This window comes from Neohoeflea coraliihabitans, from assembly GCF_019334345.1.
In the GTDB taxonomy this organism is placed as follows: Bacteria; Pseudomonadota; Alphaproteobacteria; order Rhizobiales; family Rhizobiaceae; genus Pseudohoeflea; species Pseudohoeflea coraliihabitans.
Genome location: NZ_JAHWQX010000003.1, coordinates 449,441 through 469,646 on the forward strand (window position 1 = coordinate 449,441; position 20,206 = coordinate 469,646).

Consider the following 20,206-nt stretch of genomic DNA (forward strand, 5'->3'; position numbering starts at 1 on the left):
TTATTCCGCCGCCTCGACGCGCTTGCTGCCCGGGCGGCGCTCAAGCAGGTCCTTGAGGAAGCGGCCGGTGTAGGATCGCTTGACCTTGACGACGTCCTCAGGGGTGCCCTCGGCGACAATCTCGCCGCCGCCATCGCCGCCCTCGGGGCCGAGATCGACCACCCAGTCGGCGGTCTTGATCACCTCGAGGTTGTGCTCGATGACAACGACGGAATTGCCCTGGTCAACGAGTTCGTGCAGCACTTCGAGCAGTTTCGCGACATCATGGAAATGCAGGCCGGTGGTCGGCTCGTCGAGAATGTAAAGCGTGCGGCCGGTGGAGCGTTTCGACAGTTCCTTGGCCAGCTTGACGCGCTGCGCCTCGCCACCCGAGAGCGTCGTTGCCTGCTGACCGACCTTGATGTAGCCGAGGCCGACGCGATTGAGCGTCTTGAGCTTGTCGCGCACGGCCGGGACGGCGGCGAAGAATTCGACGCCTTCCTCGACGGTCATGTCGAGCACGTCGGCGATCGACTTGCCCTTGAAGGTGACGTCGAGCGTCTCGCGATTGTAGCGCTTGCCATGGCAGACATCGCAGGTGACATAGACATCCGGCAGGAAATGCATCTCGATCTTGATGACGCCGTCGCCCTGGCAGGCCTCGCAGCGCCCACCCTTGACGTTGAAGGAAAAGCGTCCGGGCTGATAGCCGCGGGCCTTGGCTTCCGGCAGGCCGGCAAACCAGTCACGGATCGGGGTGAAGGCGCCCGTATAGGTGGCCGGGTTGGAGCGCGGCGTGCGACCGATCGGCGACTGATCGATGTCGATCACCTTGTCGATATGCTCAAAACCCTCGATGCTGTCGTGTTCGGCGGGATTTTCGCGGGCCCCCATGATGCGGCGCGCCGCCGTCTTGTACAGCGTCTCGATGAGAAAGGTCGACTTGCCGCCGCCCGAGACGCCGGTGACGGCCGTGAACACGCCGAGCGGGATGCTGGCGGTGACGTTCTTGAGATTGTTGCCGCGGGCCCCGACGACCTTCAGCGCCTTCTTTTTCTTTGGCTTGCGGCGTTCGGTTGGAATGGCCACTTCCAGTGCGCCGGAGAGATACTGGCCGGTCAGGGATTTCGGATGCGCCAGGATGTCGCCCGGCCGCCCCTCGGCAATGATCTCGCCGCCATGCACGCCGGCCGCCGGTCCGATGTCGACGACATGGTCGGCCGACAGCACGGCGTCCTCGTCATGCTCGACGACAATCACGGTGTTGCCGATGTCGCGCAGATGCTTGAGGGTTTCGAGAAGGCGGGCATTGTCGCGCTGGTGCAGGCCGATTGACGGTTCATCGAGCACATAGAGCACGCCGGTCAGTCCGGAGCCGATCTGCGAAGCGAGGCGAATGCGTTGGCTTTCGCCGCCCGACAGGGAGCCGGAATTGCGGCTCAGGGTCAGATATTCGAGCCCGACATCGTTGAGAAAGCGCAACCGCTCGCGGATTTCCTTGAGAATACGGGTGGCGATCTCGTTCTGCTTGGCGTTGAGGCGCTCGGGCAGGTCGGCAAACCAGTCATTGGCCTTGCGGATCGACATTTCGGTGACCTGACCGATGTGACAATTGTCGATCTTGACCGCCAGCGCCTCGGGTTTCAGGCGATAGCCGAGACAGGCCGGGCAGGGGGCTGCCGACATGTAGCGCTCGATCTCCTCCCGCGCCCAGGCGCTGTCGGTTTCCTTCCAGCGGCGCTCGAGATTGGGGATCACACCTTCAAAGGTCTTCGAGGTCTTGTAGGAGCGCAGGCCGTCGTCGTAGCGGAATTCGATCTTGTTGCTGGTGCCGTACAGGATGGCATTCTGAGCTGCCTCGGGCAGATCCGACCAGCGGTCGCCGAGCTTGAAGGAGAAATGCCGGGCGAGGGCTTCGAGCGTCTGGGTGTAATAGGGCGAGGAGGAGCGAGACCAGGGCGCGACGGCACCGGCGCGCAGCACCGTATCGCGATTGGGAATGACCAGCGCTTCGTCGATCTTGTTCTGGCTGCCGAGACCGTCACAGGACGGGCAGGCGCCATGTGGGTTGTTGAAGGAGAACAGGCGCGGCTCGATCTCGGAAATGGTGAAGCCGGAGACCGGGCAGGCGAATTTTTCGGAGAAGACGATGCGCTCATGGGTCTCGTTCTTCGACTTGTTGGCCGAACCGCCCGCCGTCTCGCTGTCGGGCAGCGGCTTGTCGGCGAATTCGGCGACAGCCAGACCGTCGGCCAGCGACAGACAGGTTTCGAGACTGTCGGCCAGACGCGCGGCGACATCGTCGCGAACCACCACCCGGTCGACGACGACGTCGATGTCGTGCTTGTACTTCTTGTCGAGCGGCGGCACCTCGGCAATCTCATAGAAGATGCCGTCGACTTTGACGCGCTGGAACCCCTTTTTCATCAGTTCGGCAAGTTCCTTGCGGTACTCGCCCTTGCGTCCGCGCACCAACGGCGCCAGCAGGTAAAGTCGGCTGCCTTCCTCGAGCGCCAGGATCCGGTCCACCATCTGGCTAACGGTCTGGCTTTCGATCGGCAGGCCGGTGGCCGGCGAGATCGGGACCCCGACACGGGCGAACAGCAGACGCAAATAGTCATAGATCTCGGTCACCGTGCCGACAGTCGAGCGCGGGTTGCGGCTGGTGGTCTTCTGTTCAATGGAAATCGCCGGGGACAGGCCGTCGATCTGGTCGACGTCCGGCTTCTGCATCATTTCGAGAAACTGCCGCGCATAGGCGGACAGGCTCTCGACGTAGCGGCGCTGGCCCTCGGCATAGATCGTGTCAAAAGCGAGCGATGACTTGCCCGAACCGGACAGGCCGGTCATGACAATCAGCTTGTCGCGCGGAAGATCGAGATCGATATTCTTCAGATTGTGCTCGCGCGCGCCACGAATGGAGATGAATTTCTGTTCGCTCATGCCTTCGACTATCTGCTCAAGCTGATCGGCCCGGACTGGCCGTCAAGACTGGTGTTTCGGATTTCGCAGGCATCCGCTCTGTGCCGCGCCTCGCCAATATAGGTGCTTTATCAGCAAATTCGAGGGTCTGCCCTGCCATTCTTTTGCGGCTTGTCTGCAAGGCCTGAAACCCGGCGGAAGGCCCTCAACTAAAAAGAACAAACAAGGAACACGGAATGTTTCGGCGATTCGGACCCGGCTGGCAAGGGCTGGCTGGCGAGCAAGGTCGCTTCTCCGCGGCGCCGACGATCACGGCGGCGCAGCGGAACCTATGGCGGTGCGGAGGGTTTTTGCTTGACCGAACGAAAACCCGAAGGCACCGGCATGCGGATTGAGACAAGAGAAATGCAGTCGTGAACCAGCATGCGCGGACATGGTCCCGACGGCCCAACAGCACCGAACGGATCGTTGCCGCGGGGACGGTGATCAGCTTCTCGCTGTTCGTGCTTCTGACCATCGGCGTCTTCTACGATGTCGGCCAATCGCTTGATCGCTCCATTCTCCTGTTCTTCCGCAGTCTCGACGACACGGCTGACGCTCTCGGCCCGGCGTGGATCGAGGAATCTGCCGCCGAACTGACGGCGCTGGGCGGCTACACGATCCTTTCGGTGGTCGTGTTCATCTCGGTTGTCACCCTGATGCTGGCGCGCAAGATGACGGCGGCGCTGTTCCTGATCTCGGCGGTGGTGACCGGCAGCCTGGTCTCGACGCTCGCCAAGCGGGTTTTCGACCGGGCGCGGCCGGATCTCGTCAACCATATGGATGTGACCTTCACATCGAGCTTTCCCAGCGCGCACGCCATGGTCGGAGCGCTGACCTGGCTGACGCTGGCGGCGGTGGCGGTGCGGTTCGTCTCGCGCCCGGCGCTGCGCGTCTTCATCCTGGTCGGCGCGGTGACGATCGCCCTGATGGTCGGGATCACGCGGGTCTATCTCGGCGTGCACTGGCCGACCGACGTGCTTGCCGGCTGGCTGTTCGGCGCCGCCTGGGCGGGCATGTGCTGGATGGCCGCCAACATGATCGGGCGAACTTTCAGACGCAGAAATGAATTGGGTCAGACATCGTGATCCGCATCAGAGGGCAGGAACAATTGTGAAGAAGCATCGCACCGTGATCGAACATCTGGCCCGTGCCGGCTACACCTCGCGCGGCATCGTGTATCTGATTATCGGCATCTTTGCCCTGCTGGCGGCCATCGGCGCCGGCGAAAACAAGGACAGTGAAGGCGCCCTGCAGAACCTGCTCTCGCAGCCCTTCGGGACGATCCTGGTGGCGCTGATGATCGTCGGGCTGATCGGCTACGCGATGTGGCGATTGATCCAGTCTCTTGCTGACGCCGATGATCACGGCACCTCGGCAAAGGGGCTGGCGGTGCGCGCCGGATTGCTGACCAGCGCTGTGGTGTATTCGACGCTGGCTTTGTTCGCCATTTCGCAGATCGGGCTGTTTTCTGGCGGTGGTGGCGGTGGGTCCGGGTCGGGTGGCGGTTTCGCCCAGACCATGACGTCCTTCGTCGGCGCGCGTCCGGTGGCGTTGATCCTGGCGGCGATTTTTTTGATCGTCGGTGGCGCGCATTTGTGGAAAGCGGTCAAGATGAAGTTCGAAGAGCATTTCGTGGCGCAGGAATCGACCATGAAAGTGCTTCGCCCGATCGCGGTCAGCGGTCTGATCGCGCGCGGTATGGTGTTCTTCATCCTGGCGTTCCTGCTGTTTTACCGCGGCGCCGAAGCGGGAGAGAATGGCAGTTCGCCGCCGAACATCAAGGATGCGATGTCTTTCCTGCAGGGATTGCCAATGGGCAGCGTCCTTCTCGGCGCCATGGGGATCGGAATCATCCTTTTTGCCGTCTATTCTTTCTGTGAAGCCATCTGGCGGCGGGTGAATGTCGGCGAGGCGCTGTAATTTCGGCCTGGCCTGAGGGCCGTCAGAACGGTTGCGCCTCGGAGGGTGAAGCGCGACCGGTTGACACGCAGAACAAAAATGGAACAAAAAAGCGTTGTGGATTGTCGGCTGCCGCTGTGAGTGGCGGTCGGCGTTCCTGTAGAGTGATGACAATTCATTCGGGCCGGGCAGGATCAGCCGGGCGGCGGCAGCAATAGCGGAAGGCAAGAACAATGGCAGGTAGCGTCAACAAGGTCATACTGGTGGGCAATCTCGGTGCGGACCCGGAAATTCGGCGGACGCAGGATGGTCGCCCGATTGCCAATCTGTCGGTGGCGACATCGGAAAGCTGGCGCGACCGCAATACCGGCGAGCGTCGGGAAAAGACCGAATGGCACCGGGTGGTGATCTTCTCCGAGGGCCTGTGCAAGATCGCCGAAAATTATCTGCGCAAGGGCTCCAAGGTGTATCTCGAGGGGCAGCTGCAGACGCGCAAGTGGCAGGATCAGTCCGGCCAGGACAAGTATTCCACTGAGGTGGTCCTGCAGGGCTTCAATTCGACGCTGACGATGCTTGATGGCCGCGGCGACGGCGAGGGCGGTCGTGGTGGCGGCGGCCGCGACTTCGGCGGCGGCGGCGGCGGCGGCGGCGGCGGTGGCGGAAACTACGATGATCGTGGTGGATCGGGAGGCTCGGGCGGCGGCTCGGCTGGCTCGGGCAGCTCTGGGGGCGGCGGCTTCTCGCGCGATCTCGACGACGATATTCCGTTCTGATCGATGGCGGCGGCGCCAGCGCCGCTTACCCGTCCAATTCACCAGACCGGCCGCTGCAAACGGCCGGTCTTTTTGCGCGTGGTTGCGCGGCTGATGGAGGATCTGCCGGCAGATCAGGCCGCGAACAGGGACTGTTTCAGCCCGTCGACGACGAACTGCACCGACAGTGCGGCGAGGAGAACGCCAAGCAGGCGGGTGAGGATGGCGCGGCCGGTGTTGCCGAGCATCTTGTCGAGGCGGTCGGAAATGACCAGCGAGCCGAACAGGACGAGACCGGCAGCGATGAGGACGCCGATCAGGCCGATGCGATCGAGCGGCGAGGCGAAGGTTCCGGCAAGCAGGATGGTGGCGGAAATGGCCCCGGGTCCGGCAATCAGCGGAATGGCGAGCGGGAAAACGGCGATGTTGGCGATGTGATCCTTGGTCACCGCGCGCTCGGCGCTTTTCTCATGACGTTCCTGGCGTTTTTCGAAAATCATCTCGAAGGCGATGACAAACAGCAAGATGCCACCGGCGATGCGGAAGGCATCAAGCGAGATGCCGAGAGCCGCGAGGATGGTGGAGCCGGCCAGCGCGAAGATGATCAGCAGCACTGTGGCCAAAACGATGCCGCGCAAAGCGACCTGGGCGCGCTCGGCGCCGGTCATGCCGACGGTCAGACCGAGAAAGATCGCCGCCATGCCGGGCGGATCATACATGACGATCAGGGTGATGAAGGCGTTGACGAGCGTTTCGACGGTCATGGCAGGCGATCCTGTGAGCGGTCTGGGAACCGTCCGGTGTTCGCGGGCCGCTGTCAACCGCCAAGGGTTGCGTGCCGCGGTGCTCGCTCTGGCTGCATGTGGACGCGAGTGCGTGTGGAAATGCGGTGGGTAAGTCGAGGACGCGGCCCGTGCAATTGGCGGCGGCGGCGGCTTTCCGCTATACAGGCGTCAGTGATTCTGAAATGGAATGTGAACCCCTTTGACTGACCAGACCAACGGCGGCAACACGCCTTCCGCACCCGGTATCGAGCCTGTTTCGATCATCGAGGAGATGCAGCGGTCCTACCTCGATTACGCGATGAGCGTGATCGTGTCGCGGGCGCTTCCGGACGTGCGCGACGGGTTGAAGCCGGTGCATCGCCGCATTCTCTACGCCTCGCATGAGAGCGGCTATCACTGGAACCGGAAATACGTCAAATCGGCGCGCCCCGTCTCGGACGTGATGGGTAAATATCACCCGCATGGCGACCAGTCGATCTACGACGCCATGGTGCGCATGGCGCAACACTGGTCGATGAGCGCCATGCTGATCGACGGGCAGGGCAATTTCGGCTCGATCGACGGCGATCCGCCAGCCGCCATGCGTTACACCGAGGCGCGGCTGAGCAAGCTGGCGCACGAGATGCTCGAGGACATCGACAAGGATACCGTCGATTTCCAGGAAACCTATGACAGCTCCGGCTCCGAGCCGAAGGTGCTGCCGGCGCGCTTTCCCAACATGCTGGTCAATGGCGGCGGCGGTATTGCCGTCGGCATGGCGACCAACATTCCGACCCACAATCTGGTCGAGGTGTGCAACGCCGCCATGGCGCTGATGGACAATCCGGCGATCGAGCTGCCGGAACTGATGGAGATCATTCCCGGACCGGATTTCCCGACCGGCGGCCTGATTCTCGGACGTGCGGGCATCCGCTCCGCCTTCGAGACCGGGCGCGGCTCCGTGATGATGCGCGGCCGGGTGCATGTCGAGGAGATCCGCCAGGATCGCGAGGCGATCATCATCACCGAAGTGCCCTACCAGGTGAACAAGGCGGCGATGATCGAGAAGATGGCCGAACTGGTGCGCGACAAGCGCATCGAGGGCATTTCCGATCTGCGCGATGAGTCCGACCGTCAGGGCTACCGCGTCGTCATCGAGCTCAAGCGCGACGCGGTTGCCGACGTCGTCATCAACCAGTTGTATCGCTACACGCCGCTGCAGACGTCATTCGGCGTCAACATGGTGGCGCTGAACGGCGGCAAGCCGGAACTGATGAACCTGATGGATGTGCTGCGCGCCTTCATCAGCTTTCGCGAGACGGTGGTCACGCGCCGCACGAAATATCTCTTGCGCAAGGCGCGCGAGCGGGCACATGTGCTGGTTGGACTGGCGATCGCCGTTGCCAATATCGATGAAGTGATCAGCCTGATCCGCAATGCGCCCGATCCGGCCACGGCCCGCGAGCAGCTGATGACGCGGCGCTGGCCGGCGCGCGATGTCGAATCCCTGATCCGGCTGATCGATGATCCGCGTCACCGCATCAATGAGGATGGCACCTACAATCTGTCGGAAGAGCAGTCGCGGGCCATTCTGGAACTGCGCCTGTCGCGCCTGACGGCGCTTGGCCGTGATGAGATCGGCGACGAGCTCAACACCATCGGGGACGAGATCAAGGATTACCTGGACATTCTCGCCTCGCGCGATCGGGTGCATCAGATCATCAAGGACGAGATGATCGCGGTGCGCGACGAGTTCGGCGTGCCGCGGCGTACCGAGATCACCGAGGGTGGTCCGGACATGGATGACGAGGACCTGATCGCCCGCGAGGACATGGTGGTGACGGTCAGTCATGCGGGCTACATCAAGCGCGTGCCGCTGGCGACCTACCGGGCGCAGCGGCGCGGCGGCAAGGGCCGCTCGGGCATGGCGACGCGCGACGAGGATTTCGTCACGCGGCTGTTCGTCGCCAATACCCATACGCCGGTGTTGTTCTTCTCCTCGCGCGGCATTGTCTACAAGGAGAAGGTCTGGCGCCTGCCGATCGGCACACCGCAATCGAAGGGCAAGGCGCTGATCAACATGCTGCCGTTGCAGCAGGGCGAGCGCATCACCTCGATCATGCCGCTGCCGGAGGACGAGGACAGCTGGGCGCAGCTCGACGTGATGTTCGCGACGACGCGCGGAACGGTGCGGCGCAACAAGCTGTCGGACTTCGTGCAGGTCAATCGCAACGGCAAGATCGCCATGAAGCTCGAGGACGAGAATGATTCCATTCTCAATGTCGAGACGTGCAGCGAGGCGCATGACATTCTTCTGACCACGGCGCTCGGCCAGTGCATCCGCTTTTCCGTCGGTGATGTGCGGGTGTTCGCCGGTCGCAATTCGATCGGCGTGCGCGGGATTTCGCTGGCCGATGGTGACCGCCTGATCTCGATGACTGTGGTGCATCACGTCGATGCCGAGCCCTGGGAGCGTGCGGCCTATCTGCGCCGCTCGACGGCCGAGCGCCGCGCCGTTACCGGCGAGGATGTCGATGTAGTCGACCTGGTCGGCGAAGAGGCGGGCGAGGGCGAACTCACGCAGGAGCGCTACGAGGAACTGAAGGAGCGCGAACAGTTCATCCTGACCGTCAGCGAAAAGGGCTATGGAAAGCGCTCGTCAAGCTATGATTTCCGCACGTCCGGGCGTGGCGGCAAGGGGATCCGCGCCACCGATACCTCGAAGACCGCCGAGATCGGACCGCTGATCGCCTGCTTCCCGGTCGACAATGCGGATCAGATCATGATGGTTTCCAACGGCGGGCAGGTGATCCGCACGCCGGTGCATGACATTCGCATGGCCAGTCGCGCGACCAAGGGCGTGACGATCTTCAACACGGGACCGGGCGAGCGGGTCGTGTCGGTGGACAGCATTCGCGAGCCGGAGGAAGAAGCCATCGATGCCGACGGAGATATTTCCGACAGCGTCGATACGGTGATCGTGCCCGAGACGGATGGCGCGGCGGAAAATCCGGAAAGCTCAACCGATGCAGCCGGATCCGACGAGACGGACAGCTAGGGGCCTGACCGCAGGGACAGGCGCTTAGCGGGCCCGGCGGGCCGCTTCGTCATGCGGCTCGTTTTCACCCTGTTGGTGCGGAAGGTATTCGGCCGGCATCATCTGATTGCGCAGCGCCGCCACGGTCAGGCCGCTGAACGCCAGGGCCACCAGGGCCGTCATCAATCCGAGTGCTTCGATCATGGCATGGACTCCTCGATACGCAGGTCGATACTGACAGGCAGTGTGCGCCTTGCCGATGAATGAAGTCTGAACGGCGGGCCGGGGCGCCGCGCGGCCTCTGGCGGCTTGCGGCTTGCCGGCAGCTTGCGGCGCGTGGCAAAAGACATGGGGAGAGCCGGACCGGCCGCTTTGCGGCAGCCGGGCGGCATCTGAAAGCAAGGGAGAAGAATGCTCATGCCGATCGCCTATTATGCCGGTTCGTTTGATCCGATGACCCACGGCCATCTGGATGTGCTGGTGCAGGGGCTGGCGGTGTTCAAGACGGTTTGCGTCGGCGTGGGCGTCAGCGCGACGAAAAAGGGGCTGTTTTCCTTTGACGAGCGCGCCGAGATGATCCGATCCGCGCTGTCGGACGTGCTGCCCGAACGGGTCGATGACATCCGGGTCGAGACCTTTTCCGGGCTGGCTGTCGAGGCGGCCCAAAAAGCCGGCGCCGTCGCGATGATCCGCGGCCTGCGCGACACGACGGATTTCAACTATGAAATGCAGATTGCCGGCATGAATGCGCAAATGGCGCCAGCGGTGCAGACCATTTTCTTTCCGGCGCGTAGCGCGCATCGCCATATCACCGCCACGCTGGTGCGGCAGATCGCGGCGATGGACGGCGACATCAGCGCCTTCGTTCCCGGGGCCGTGCTCAAGGCAATGCAGAGCCGTGCCGGCACGGCGGATTGAAGGCGAATGGTCCTGTCCAGGGCGGCGTGGCGGCATTGCCAAGCGGCGCCCGGTATGGCACACGCAAGCGCCCGCAAGCGGGCGGCATTGGAGGTTTTTCATGCGCATACGTGAATATCTGACCGCAGCGGCAACGGCCGTGGCGCTGTCGCTGTCCCTGACTGCATTTTCAGGCGGCATGGGCGCGGCGCAGGCCGCCGAGCGGCTGACCATGCAGCTGGCCGACGGACCGGTGGTCATCGAATTGAACGATCAGGCGCCCAAGCACGCGAAACGCCTGTCGGAACTGGCTGCCGCCGGCGCCTATGACAATGTCGCCTTTCACCGGGTAATCGAAGGGTTCATGGCGCAGACCGGTGACGTTCAATTCGGCGACATGGAAGACGGTTACGATGAGCGCCGGGCCGGCACCGGCGGGTCCGACAAGCCGGATCTGAACGCCGAGTTCACCGACCAGCCGTTCAAGCGCGGCACCGTCGGCATGGCCCGCAGCGCCGATCCGAATTCCGCCAATTCGCAATTCTTCATCATGTTCGCGCCCGCAGAGCATCTGAACGGCCAGTACACGGTTGTCGGCGAGGTGGTTTCGGGGATGGAGCATGTCGATGCAATCAAGCGCGGCAGTCCGCCAAACGGCGCGGTCAGCGCCCCCGACAAGATCATCACCATGAAAGCCGGCGGCTGAAACGTCGCCCGCAAAAGCCATTTAGGAGAACAGCATGGCCGAAATCAAAGATCCCGAAAACGCCCTGATCATGGAAACGACAAAGGGAAATGTCGTCATCGAAATGTTTCCGGACCTGGCTCCCGGGCATGTGGAGCGGATCAAGGAACTGGCGCGGGCCGGCGAATATGACGGCGTGGTCTTTCACCGCGTGATCGACGGCTTCATGGCGCAGACCGGCGACGTCAAGTTCGGCAAGTCCGGCGGGCCGAATTTCGATCCGCGCCGGGCCGGAATGGGCGCCTCCGACAAGCCTGACCTGAAGGCGGAATTTTCCAACATGAACCATGCACGCGGTGTCTGCTCGATGGCGCGCGCGCAGAACCCGAATTCGGCGAATTCGCAGTTCTTCATCTGCTTCGAGGATGCCGGTTTTCTCAACAAGCAATATACGGTGTGGGGCCAGGTGATCGAGGGCATGGACAATGTCGATCAGATCAAGCGTGGCGAGCCGGTTGTCGATCCCGACAAGATCGTGTCGTTGAAAGTGGCGGCCGACGCCTGAGGGGCGCATTCGCCTGAGACCGGGGTGGCGGCGCGATCCGCCACTCTCTGACCGCGGGGTCGCATCTTGCGCGTTGACCTGTTCGATTTCGAGCTGCCTGAAGAGCGGATCGCGCTGCGTCCGGCCGAGCCGCGCGACAGTGCGCGGCTGTTGCGGATTGATGCCGATGGCCGGTTTGCCGATCACCGGGTGGTCGATCTTCCCGCCCTGCTCGAACCGGGCGATGCGCTGGTTTTCAACGATACCAGGGTAATTCCGGCGCAGCTTGAAGGCGAGCGCTGGCGCGGTGAGAACAGGACGCGGATTTCGGCGACGCTGCATATGCGCACCGGTGCGAACCGATGGCAGGCTTTCCTGCGTCCCGCCAAGCGGGTGCGCGAAGGGGACCGCCTGCGGTTCGGCGGCGACGGCGAAGCGTGCCTTGCCGGGGTGCTGGATGCTGTTGCCGGTCCGCGCGGCGAGGGTGGCGAGATCGAGCTGATTTTCGATCTCTCGGGGCCGTTGCTCGACGAGGCCATCATGGCGTCGGGACACATTCCGCTGCCGCCGTATATTGCCTCCAAGCGCGGCGAGGATGCGCGCGATCGCACCGACTACCAGACCATCTATGCGCGCGAGGACGGAGCCGTGGCGGCTCCGACGGCGGGGCTGCATTTTACCGAGGACCTGCTCGCGGCGCTGAAAGCACGCGGTGTCTCGCAGCATTTCGTGACCCTGCATGTGGGGGCGGGCACCTTCCTGCCGGTCAAGGCCGAAGACACCAGCGAGCATCGCATGCATGCGGAAATCGGTGTGGTCAGCGAGGCCACGGCGACGGCGCTGAACGAGGTGCGGGCAAGGGGCGGACGCATCGTCTCGGTGGGCACCACCTCGCTGCGGTTACTGGAAAGCGCCGTATCGGCGGACGGCACCATCAGGCCGTGGTCCGGGGCCACCGACATTTTCATCACCCCCGGCTACCAATTCCGCGCCATCGACGTGCTGATGACGAACTTTCATTTGCCGCGCTCGACCCTGTTCATGCTGGTGTCGGCCTTCTCCGGCGCCGAGACGATAAAGGCGGCTTATCAGCATGCCATTGCATCGGGCTACCGTTTCTATTCCTATGGCGATGCCAGCCTGCTGTTCAGGGGAGCGCCATGATGCAGTCCACACCCTCCTTTGCCTTTGATGTGCTGGCGCGCGATGGCGCGGCGCGGCGCGGCCGGATCGTCATGCCACGCGGTGAAATCCGCACGCCGGCCTTCATGCCCGTCGGCACCGGGGGCACGGTGAAGGGGATGTACATGGACCAGGTGCGCGATCTCGGCGCCGACATCATCCTGGGCAACACCTATCACCTGATGCTGCGGCCGGGTGCCGAGCGCATGGCGCGGCTTGGCGGCCTGCACGAATTTGCGCGATGGCCCGGCCCGATCCTCACCGATTCCGGCGGGTTCCAGGTGATGTCGCTGTCGAGCCTGCGCAAGCTGAGTGAATCAGGGGTGACGTTCCAGTCGCATATCGATGGCTCGAAACATGAAATGACGCCGGAACGCTCGATCGAGATCCAGGGTCTGCTGGATTCCGACATCCAGATGCAGCTGGATGAGTGTGTCGCGCTGCCGGCCAGCGCAGCGGAGATCGAGCGGGCGATGGAACTGTCGCTGCGCTGGGCGGAGCGCTGCAAGCGCGCCTTCGGGGATCAGCCGGGCAAGGCGATGTTTGGCATCGTCCAGGGCGGCGACAATGCCGGTCTGCGCGAGCGCTCGGCGCGGGTGCTCAGCGATCTCGATCTGAAGGGCTATGCGGTCGGCGGGCTGGCTGTCGGCGAGCCGCAACAGGTAATGCTCGACATGCTGGCGGTGACCTGTCCGCTGCTGCCTGAGGAGAAGCCGCGCTATCTGATGGGTGTCGGGACACCGGACGATCTTCTCAAATCGGTGGCCAAGGGCATCGACATGTTCGATTGCGTCATGCCGACCCGGGCCGGGCGGCACGGTCTTGCCTATACGCGCCACGGCAAGATCAATCTGAAGAATGCACGCCACGCGGAAGATCATCGGCCGCTCGATGCGGACAGCGCCTGTCCGGCGACGCGCGATTATTCGCGCGCCTATCTGCATCACCTGGTGCGCTCGAACGAAATGCTTGGCATGATGCTTCTGACCTGGAACAATCTCGCCTATTATCAGGACCTTATGGCCGGAACCCGTGCGGCGATCGAAGCCGGCCGCTTTGCTGATTTTACGGCGGAGATGCAGGCCGGCTGGGCACGGGGCGATCTGCCGCCGCTCTGAGGTTGGCCGGTGGGCTTGGTCGGCAGCCTCAGATTCCGGTCGGGGCCGAGGGGAGCATGTGGACACCTCTGATCTTCAGCGATCCGTCGGGCTGCGGCTGCATGACATAGAGCGCCGTCCAGTCCTTGCCGTCCGGCGCCGAGATCAAAACTTCCTGGATGATTGAGCCGTCGCCCGCTTCCTGAGCGCGGCCAAACGCATAATTTCCGGGCCGGAACACCGGTCCATAGCCCTTGCGGACCATGGCGCCGAATTGCTCCTCGGTGGGATAGATGGCCTTGATATCGGGGGCGGCAAAACTGTAGGCGGTGGCAATGTCATCCTCCAGAAAGGCCTGGATCTGCCCGTCAATCACCTCGCGTGCCAGCTCCACGGCGCTCTTGCCCGTCTCCTGGGCGGCAGCGGGACCGAGTGTGATCCCGCCGGCGGCTGCGGACAGCGTGAGCAAAATTACGGCGCAGAACGCCCTCATAGCGGTTGCTGATGTCATGTCTGGCCTCCTGTCTCGAAGATAGGACGGTGGCGGCGGAAGGAAAGTTTCGCGTCTCGTGCGCGAAATGAGGAGACATCCGCCGGTTTCAATCGACCGAGCGTGCCTCGATCGCCTGGGCGATCTCATCGGCGTCCTTGAGGGTGCGCACGATCAGCGGCACGAGCAGGGCGATCGGGTTGCGCTCAAGGCCACGGGCGCGCTGCGCCTCGCGGATCTCGTCAAACTGGGCGCGCAGGCGCGGGATGAAGCGCATGGTCATGGCAATGGCAAGGGCGATCTTCTCGCGTGGCACGAAGCGGGGCGCATAGCGCAGGCCGGCCATGATGCCATCGACGAATTCGCTGGTGCGGGTGGTCAGGGTAACCAGGCTGGCGGCAAGAATTAGGACGGCAAAGCGCATCACGACGAAGCCGGCGCCGACAACCCCGCTGTAGAACAGCTGGATGAGAAAGATCGCCGCAAGAATCCACAGGACCGGCCGCAGGGCTGCAAAAGCGTGATGCGCGCTCAGGCCGGCGAGCCAGAAACCGGCGAGCACCAAAAGCGCAGCAGGGAGAAGGGCCAGCCAGCTTTCAAAGATGAAGAGCAGCGAGCACAGAACGAGCAAGGCCAGCAACTTCTTGCCGGGGCCAAGCCGGTGCACGACAGTGTCGCCGAAAATATACAGATCGGTGATCATGCCGCCAGCGACCGGTAGCGGTCGGTGACCTCATGCGGCGGGCCATCGGCGATCACCCTGCCTTCATCGATCAGGAGAACCCGGTCGAACCCGTCGAGCAGGTCAAGGTCGTGGGTGACGAGCACCACCTGCTGTTCGAGCGCTTCGAGGACGGTGAGCAAGCGGCGGCGGTTCCACAGATCGAGAAGCGTTGTCGGTTCGTCGAGAACGATCATCGCCGGCTGCATCACCAGAACCCCGGCGAGGGCGACAAGCTGTTTTTCGCCGCCCGAGAGTTCATGGGTGAAGCGATCGGCGAGCTCGGCGATGCCGAGCCGCTGCATCGTTGCCTTAATGCGCCGGCGCCGTTCATCCGGCGGCAATTTCAGGTTCTTCAGGCCGAATTCGAGATCCTCGCGGACGATCGGGTAGACAATCTGGTTGTCCGGGTTCTGAAACACGAAGCCGACGTGGCGGCGCAGATGTCGCAAGGCGTCCGCCGCGCTGTCACCTGCCTTTGGATCCGGGCCTGCGCCCTGGTCTGGAGCCACGGGTGCGGAGCCCAGCCGGACATGGCCGCGCGTCGGTTTTTCCAGCCCGTTGAACAGACGGGCAAGAGTGCTCTTGCCCGAGCCGTTGCGGCCGATAATGCCGATACGTCGGTCGCCAAGAGTGAGATTGATGTCATGCAGGACCGGGCGGCCGCCCTTGGCGACCGACACGTTTTCAAAGACGATCATCGCCCGCCCGGTCCGTGGCTCAGGCGGCCGAAGGGCGGTCGGCGCGCTCGGCTTCGATCAGCGGATAGGAGCGCTTGACGGTAACGATGACCACCGCGGCAATCAGGGCCTTGACGATATCGCCGGGAATGAACGGCGCCGAGCCGGCCGCGGCCGTGGCGACCGGGATGTCGGCGACGGCGGCACTCCACGGAATGCCGATGGCATACAGAACGACAATGCCGCCAAACACGCAGATGAGAAAGGAGGAGACATAATTCAGGCGGTGCCAGAAGCGTTCGGTGAGAAAGCCGATCACCACAGCGGCGACGATCCAGCCGATCAGATAGCCGCCGGTCGGGCCGAAAAAGACGGCGAAACCGCCGCGCCCGCCCGACAGCAGCGGCAGGCCGATGGCGACAAGAACGAGGAACAGGATGACCGACAGGCCGCCGCGCGTGGCGCCGAGCACGCCGCCGGCGAGCATGATGCCGAGCGACTGGGCGGTAATCGGGACGTTGATCAACGGAATGATGATTGGCGGAAACAGCGCCAGGGCGGCAATGATGGCAGCAAAAAGGGCAATAAATACAATATCTCTGATAGACATTTTTCGTTCTCCGAAAGTCTCCCGTCCGGTCCTGGCGCAGCTTCCGCTGCGGCAGGTTCTCGGACCAACAGCCGATGGTTACAACATGACGCAGCGCAAGAACAGGCGTTGATGGCTGCCCGTCAGGCTCTATCGACAGAAAAGGTGCGGCGCAGGCGGAGCGGACGCGCCAAGTCGGTTTACGGCACGAGAATCGATTTGCCGATGGCGCCGCGCTCGAGGATGCGGTTGAGAACCGCTGGCGCTTCGGCAAGCGGCCATTCGCCCTCGACATGCGGCCGCACCTTGCCTTCCTGATGCCAGGCGAACAGCTCGCGCATGTTGTCGGCGAAGGCACGCGGCTGATGCCGGGTGAAGGCGCCCCAGAACACGCCGACCAGGGAAAATTCCTTCAGAAGGGCAATATTGACGGGCAGTTTCGGGATTTCGCCGGAGGCGAAGCCGATGACCAGGTAACGGCCATGCCGCGCCATGGCTCGGCTGGCCGCGTCAAATGCCGCCCCGCCAACCGGATCGAAGACAACATCGGCGCCCTTGCCGCCAGTGGCTTCCTTCAGCGCAGTCTTGAGATCGTCGTAGGGCAGGGCGGCATCGGCGCCCTCTTTCAGGCAGGTGTCGCGCTTGGCTTGCGAGGATGCGACGGCGATGACGCGGGCGCCCATCGCCTTGCCGCACTGGATGGCCCCGATGCCGGTGGCGCCTGCAGCGCCGAGCACCACCAGCGTTTCGCCGGCCTTGAGGGCGCCGCGCTGCTTGAGCGCATAGTGCGACGTGCCCCAGGCGCACATCAAGGCGCAGGCTTCACCGTATTGCATCGAGTCCGGCATCTTGAAGACGCTGTCCTGCGCTGCGGCCAGTTTTTCCGCGTAGCCGCCGAGGGCAACGGTTGCGACGCAGCGATCGCCGACCTTCAGGCCGGTGACCTTGTCGCCGACCGCGCAAATGGTTCCGGCGGCTTCCATGCCCGGAACGAAGGGGGTTTCGGGGCGGGCCTGATAGAGGCCCTTGACGAGCAGGCCATCGGGGAAATTCACGCCGGCGGCCTGCGTGGCAATGACGACCTCATCGGCGGCGGGCTGCGGGTCGGGCCGTTCGCCGTAAACCAGATCGTCAACGGATCCGTACTGATTGCAGATGATCGCTTTCATAAGTTCATACCTTGTTTTGCGGGCGCGCTTTTGCGCCCGGCACCGGAGTTTGGCCGCCGTGAGCGAGCATGCGCAGGCTGTAGGACGTGCATTCGTCAGCCAGGGCAGAAATGGCCGCATCGTCCTGCCCGGGACGCGGGGTGTACCAGGTGATCGGGCCGTTGAGAGCGCTGAACAGCTGGTTCAGGGCGATCTTCGGCGTGAGGAAGTCAATGTCGCCGCTGCGCCGCGCGGCCTGCAGGGCGGCGAGAAAATGTTCGGCGTAGGCGTCGCGCAATCCGGCCAGTTCTTCCAGGGTGGCATGTTCGCGGGCCGGCAGGGCGCTGCGCCGCATCAATTCGACCCCTTCGGCGACCACCTTCTGGAAGGGCTGGGTGCGGATGACCGACATGACATGCGCGCGGCACATCGCGGCCAGGCGATCTCCCGGTGGCATGGCGGCGGTGATGAGCGGTTCGATGGCTTCGAAATTGGCCGCCATGCCGGCGCGGTAGACATCGAAGAAGACGTCCGCCTTGGAGGCATAGTGGTGGTAGATGCGGCCCTTGGTGGAGCCGATGGCGGCAGCGACCGCGTCGAGACTCGTCGCCGCGAATCCATGCCTTTGAAAGCACAGGGCGGCGCCCTTGAGGATTTCCAGACGCGAGAGCTGGCTGTCCTGCTGGCGGCGGTATCGGTGCGGTTTGGCCGGCGAAGTCATCGGAAATGCGTTATCCTTGCCCGGCATCCCGGCCGGTCGTGCGCCCGGCGGATTGAAATTGCATCGGGGCTTGCGAAGCCGGGCAAGATGAACATACTATGGAGTATGTTGTCAATTGGCGCTCTGGTGGCCTTCACCGGAATGCATGTGGAGATTTCCTTTATGAACGCGGCCGCACAGACCTATCTCGGAAACCTTTTCGGCCTCGAGGGCAAGGTGGCGCTGGTCACCGGCGGCGCGACCGGGATCGGCCGGATGCTTGCCACGGGCCTGGTCAGCGCCGGTGCGCATGTCCTGATCGCATCGCGCAAGGGTGGCGATTGCGAGGCGGTTGCCGGCGAGATCAACGCGCTGGGGCTGGCCGGTTCTGCCGAAGGTTTTGCCGGAGATGTCGGCAGCGAGGAGGGTGTCGCGGATCTGGCGGCGGCGGTGCAGGGCCGCACGAAACGGCTTGATATTCTCATCAACAATGCCGGCACATCCTGGGGGGCGCCGTTCGAAGAGTTTCCCTACAGCGCATGGGCGCGCGTCATGAACGTCAATGTCACCGGCCTGTTTCATCTGACTCGCGAGCTGATGCCGCTGTTGCAATCTTCGGCATCGGCCGATGATCCGGCACGCATCATCAATCTCGGCTCGATCATGGGCGATGCGCCGCTTGCCGACGGTGCCTATTCCTATTCCGCCTCGAAGGCGGCGGTGCACCAGCTGACGCGCATCCTGGCCGAGGAATTCGCCGGTCGGCACATTACCGTCAACGCTTTTGCGCCGGGCCCGTTTCAGTCCAAGATGACCGCCTTTGCCACGACCACCGAGGATCAGGTGGACAAGGTCAGCGCCAATGTACCGCTGGGGCGCATCGGTGCGCCGGAAGACATTGCCGGTGCGGCGATCTATCTGTGCTCGCAAGCCGGCGCCTATATCACCGGTGCCATCCTGCCGATTGATGGCGGCCTGTCGGTCAGTCACGGCATCACGCTGTTTCAGGACGCCCACTGATGGATACGGACACCAGCACATTCGATCTCGAGGCGCTCGCCGACGAATTGCACGAGATCGTTCCCGGTTTCTCCGGCCTGCATGCGCTGGAAAAATTCAGCGATGGCCAATCCAATCCGACCTACAAGGTGGTCGCCGACAGCGGCACCTATGTGATGCGCGCCAAGCCGCCCGGACAGCTTCTCAAATCGGCGCATCAGGTCGATCGCGAATATCGCGTCATGAAAGCGCTCGGCGCCGCCGGCGTGCCGGTGCCGAAGATGCTGGCGCTGGCCGGTGAAGACAGCGCCATCCGGCGCATGTATTTCGTCATGGAACTGGTTGAGGGCCGGATCTTTTGGGATCCGACGCTGCCGGGAATGTCGAATGCCGACCGCAGCGGCATTTATGACGCCATGAATGCAACGCTGGCAAAGTTGCACATGGTGGACCCGGAACAGGCGGAGCTTGCGGATTTCGGCCGGCCCGGCAATTATTTCGGGCGGCAGGTCAAGCGCTGGAGCGAGCAGTATGTGAACAGCAAGACCGAGGATCTGCCGGACATGAACCGGCTGATGGCCTGGCTTGCCGATCATCTCGTCGATGATGAGGGTGCCGCCTCGGTGGTGCACGGCGATTTCCGCCTCGACAACATGATCTTCGCGGCGCACGAGCCGGAGGTCCTGGCGGTGATCGACTGGGAACTGTCGACGCTCGGCAATCCGCTCGCCGATCTCGCCTATCAGTGCATGCAGTTGCGGCTGCCACACGACAGCGGGTTCAAGGGCCTGGGCGGCCTCGACCGCGCCGAACTCGGGATTCCGAGCGAGGAAGAATATGTGGCGCGCTATGCCGAGCGCACCGGTGCGAGGATCGACAACTGGCCATTCTACATCGCCTTCTCCTTCTTCCGGCTGGCCTCGATTCTGCAAGGCGTTTACAAGCGGGCGCTCGACGGCAATGCCTCGAACCCCGAGCGGGCCCGCGAGATCGGCAAGTCGGTGCCGCTGATGGCGCAGATGGCCTGCGCGGTGATCGACGCGGCGGACTAGTTCGCCGGAGCTTGGCTGCACGGCGCA

At 63.4% G+C, this 20,206-nt stretch carries 20 protein-coding genes; 11 read left to right on the forward strand and 9 right to left on the reverse strand.

All coding sequences use genetic code 11. From position 1 onward, the window contains the following. Complete coding sequence (gene uvrA / locus KY465_RS13215) at positions 1–2,922, reverse strand: excinuclease ABC subunit UvrA (protein ID WP_219202156.1); 2,922 nt, start codon at positions 2,920–2,922, stop codon at positions 1–3. A gap of 392 nt (positions 2,923–3,314) precedes the next feature. Here uvrA and KY465_RS18810 point away from each other — a divergent pair, with 392 nt between their 5' ends. From KY465_RS18810 to KY465_RS13230, 3 genes are all read left to right on the forward strand, one after another. Next, on the forward strand, positions 3,315–4,028 hold the full coding sequence (locus tag KY465_RS18810) for a phosphatase PAP2 family protein (protein ID WP_219202157.1): 714 nt from the start codon (positions 3,315–3,317) through the stop codon (positions 4,026–4,028). Between the two features lie 25 nt (positions 4,029–4,053). Continuing rightward, the gene (locus KY465_RS13225) at positions 4,054–4,863 is read left to right on the forward strand and encodes a DUF1206 domain-containing protein (protein ID WP_219202158.1); all 810 of its coding nucleotides are present in this window, start codon (positions 4,054–4,056) and stop codon (positions 4,861–4,863) included. Positions 4,864–5,075: 212 nt separating this feature from the next. Then, positions 5,076–5,615, forward strand: coding sequence for a single-stranded DNA-binding protein (locus KY465_RS13230; RefSeq protein ID WP_219202159.1), 540 nt, complete (start codon positions 5,076–5,078; stop codon positions 5,613–5,615). Positions 5,616–5,728: 113 nt separating this feature from the next. Here the strand turns inward: KY465_RS13230 and KY465_RS13235 are convergent, their stop codons facing one another. Next, on the reverse strand, positions 5,729–6,358 hold the full coding sequence (locus KY465_RS13235; protein WP_219202160.1) for a MarC family protein: 630 nt from the start codon (positions 6,356–6,358) through the stop codon (positions 5,729–5,731). A gap of 220 nt (positions 6,359–6,578) precedes the next feature. On the opposite strand from KY465_RS13235, the gene gyrA reads away from it, so the two are divergent. Beyond that, positions 6,579–9,416, forward strand: coding sequence for a DNA gyrase subunit A (gene gyrA / locus KY465_RS13240; protein WP_219202161.1), 2,838 nt, complete (start codon positions 6,579–6,581; stop codon positions 9,414–9,416). Positions 9,417–9,440: 24 nt separating this feature from the next. Here the strand turns inward: gyrA and KY465_RS13245 are convergent, their stop codons facing one another. Then, on the reverse strand, positions 9,441–9,599 hold the full coding sequence (locus tag KY465_RS13245) for a hypothetical protein (RefSeq protein WP_219202162.1): 159 nt from the start codon (positions 9,597–9,599) through the stop codon (positions 9,441–9,443). 213 nt (positions 9,600–9,812) lie between these two features. On the opposite strand from KY465_RS13245, the gene coaD reads away from it, so the two are divergent. From coaD to tgt, 5 genes are all read left to right on the forward strand, one after another. Continuing rightward, positions 9,813–10,313, forward strand: coding sequence for a pantetheine-phosphate adenylyltransferase (coaD, locus tag KY465_RS13250; RefSeq protein ID WP_219202163.1), 501 nt, complete (start codon positions 9,813–9,815; stop codon positions 10,311–10,313). Positions 10,314–10,413: 100 nt separating this feature from the next. Next, positions 10,414–10,998 carry a peptidylprolyl isomerase gene (locus KY465_RS13255; protein ID WP_219202164.1) on the forward strand — a complete coding sequence of 195 codons (585 nt, stop codon included), beginning with the start codon at positions 10,414–10,416 and terminating at the stop codon, positions 10,996–10,998. A gap of 34 nt (positions 10,999–11,032) precedes the next feature. Then, entirely contained in the window at positions 11,033–11,542 is a 510-nt protein-coding gene (locus KY465_RS13260; protein WP_219202165.1) for a peptidylprolyl isomerase, read from the forward strand. 66 nt (positions 11,543–11,608) lie between these two features. Continuing rightward, positions 11,609–12,685, forward strand: coding sequence for a tRNA preQ1(34) S-adenosylmethionine ribosyltransferase-isomerase QueA (queA, locus tag KY465_RS13265; protein WP_219202166.1), 1,077 nt, complete (start codon positions 11,609–11,611; stop codon positions 12,683–12,685). After that, on the forward strand, positions 12,685–13,821 hold the full coding sequence (tgt, locus tag KY465_RS13270) for a tRNA guanosine(34) transglycosylase Tgt (protein WP_219202766.1): 1,137 nt from the start codon (positions 12,685–12,687) through the stop codon (positions 13,819–13,821). Before queA ends, tgt begins: the two co-directional genes overlap by 1 nt. Positions 13,822–13,849: 28 nt before the next feature. Here the strand turns inward: tgt and KY465_RS13275 are convergent, their stop codons facing one another. The 6 genes from KY465_RS13275 to KY465_RS13300 all read right to left on the reverse strand — a co-directional run bounded on the left by KY465_RS13275 (position 13,850) and on the right by KY465_RS13300 (position 18,149). Continuing rightward, positions 13,850–14,293 carry a DUF4864 domain-containing protein gene (locus tag KY465_RS13275; RefSeq protein ID WP_219202768.1) on the reverse strand — a complete coding sequence of 148 codons (444 nt, stop codon included), beginning with the start codon at positions 14,291–14,293 and terminating at the stop codon, positions 13,850–13,852. Between the two features lie 106 nt (positions 14,294–14,399). Then, positions 14,400–14,993 (reverse strand): energy-coupling factor transporter transmembrane component T family protein, encoded by a 594-nt coding sequence (locus tag KY465_RS13280; RefSeq protein WP_219202167.1) that lies wholly within the window; start codon positions 14,991–14,993, stop codon positions 14,400–14,402. Next, the gene (locus KY465_RS13285) at positions 14,990–15,712 is read right to left on the reverse strand and encodes an energy-coupling factor ABC transporter ATP-binding protein (RefSeq protein ID WP_219202168.1); all 723 of its coding nucleotides are present in this window, start codon (positions 15,710–15,712) and stop codon (positions 14,990–14,992) included. Before KY465_RS13285 ends, KY465_RS13280 begins: the two co-directional genes overlap by 4 nt. Positions 15,713–15,731: 19 nt before the next feature. Continuing rightward, positions 15,732–16,301, reverse strand: coding sequence for a biotin transporter BioY (locus tag KY465_RS13290; protein WP_219202169.1), 570 nt, complete (start codon positions 16,299–16,301; stop codon positions 15,732–15,734). A 179-nt stretch (positions 16,302–16,480) separates the two neighbouring features. Then, positions 16,481–17,449 (reverse strand): NADPH:quinone oxidoreductase family protein, encoded by a 969-nt coding sequence (locus KY465_RS13295; protein ID WP_219202170.1) that lies wholly within the window; start codon positions 17,447–17,449, stop codon positions 16,481–16,483. Positions 17,450–17,453: 4 nt separating this feature from the next. After that, on the reverse strand, positions 17,454–18,149 hold the full coding sequence (locus KY465_RS13300) for a TetR/AcrR family transcriptional regulator (protein WP_219202171.1): 696 nt from the start codon (positions 18,147–18,149) through the stop codon (positions 17,454–17,456). A 162-nt stretch (positions 18,150–18,311) separates the two neighbouring features. On the opposite strand from KY465_RS13300, the gene KY465_RS13305 reads away from it, so the two are divergent. Beyond that, positions 18,312–19,148, forward strand: coding sequence for an SDR family oxidoreductase (locus tag KY465_RS13305; protein ID WP_219202172.1), 837 nt, complete (start codon positions 18,312–18,314; stop codon positions 19,146–19,148). Continuing rightward, positions 19,148–20,179 carry a phosphotransferase gene (locus KY465_RS13310; RefSeq protein ID WP_219202173.1) on the forward strand — a complete coding sequence of 344 codons (1,032 nt, stop codon included), beginning with the start codon at positions 19,148–19,150 and terminating at the stop codon, positions 20,177–20,179. The genes KY465_RS13305 and KY465_RS13310 overlap by 1 nt, the downstream gene beginning before the upstream one ends. Positions 20,180–20,206 lie beyond the last annotated feature (27 nt).

Bases quoted from the DNA above. Each gene is read 5' to 3' on its own strand.
- uvrA (WP_219202156.1), bottom strand. From the start codon at position 2,922: ATGAGCGAACAGAAATTCATCTCCATTCGTGGCGCGCGCGAGCACAAT.
- KY465_RS13230 (WP_219202159.1), top strand. From the start codon at position 5,076: ATGGCAGGTAGCGTCAACAAGGTCATACTGGTGGGCAATCTCGGTGCG.
- KY465_RS13235 (WP_219202160.1), bottom strand. From the start codon at position 6,358: ATGACCGTCGAAACGCTCGTCAACGCCTTCATCACCCTGATCGTCATG.
- KY465_RS13245 (WP_219202162.1), bottom strand. From the start codon at position 9,599: ATGATCGAAGCACTCGGATTGATGACGGCCCTGGTGGCCCTGGCGTTC.
- coaD (WP_219202163.1), top strand. From the start codon at position 9,813: ATGCCGATCGCCTATTATGCCGGTTCGTTTGATCCGATGACCCACGGC.
- KY465_RS13255 (WP_219202164.1), top strand. From the start codon at position 10,414: ATGCGCATACGTGAATATCTGACCGCAGCGGCAACGGCCGTGGCGCTG.
- KY465_RS13260 (WP_219202165.1), top strand. From the start codon at position 11,033: ATGGCCGAAATCAAAGATCCCGAAAACGCCCTGATCATGGAAACGACA.
- tgt (WP_219202766.1), top strand. From the start codon at position 12,685: ATGCAGTCCACACCCTCCTTTGCCTTTGATGTGCTGGCGCGCGATGGC.
- KY465_RS13275 (WP_219202768.1), bottom strand. From the start codon at position 14,293: ATGAGGGCGTTCTGCGCCGTAATTTTGCTCACGCTGTCCGCAGCCGCC.
- KY465_RS13280 (WP_219202167.1), bottom strand. From the start codon at position 14,993: ATGATCACCGATCTGTATATTTTCGGCGACACTGTCGTGCACCGGCTT.
- KY465_RS13285 (WP_219202168.1), bottom strand. From the start codon at position 15,712: ATGATCGTCTTTGAAAACGTGTCGGTCGCCAAGGGCGGCCGCCCGGTC.
- KY465_RS13290 (WP_219202169.1), bottom strand. From the start codon at position 16,301: ATGTCTATCAGAGATATTGTATTTATTGCCCTTTTTGCTGCCATCATT.
- KY465_RS13295 (WP_219202170.1), bottom strand. From the start codon at position 17,449: ATGAAAGCGATCATCTGCAATCAGTACGGATCCGTTGACGATCTGGTT.
- KY465_RS13300 (WP_219202171.1), bottom strand. From the start codon at position 18,149: ATGACTTCGCCGGCCAAACCGCACCGATACCGCCGCCAGCAGGACAGC.
- KY465_RS13305 (WP_219202172.1), top strand. From the start codon at position 18,312: ATGAACGCGGCCGCACAGACCTATCTCGGAAACCTTTTCGGCCTCGAG.
- KY465_RS13310 (WP_219202173.1), top strand. From the start codon at position 19,148: ATGGATACGGACACCAGCACATTCGATCTCGAGGCGCTCGCCGACGAA.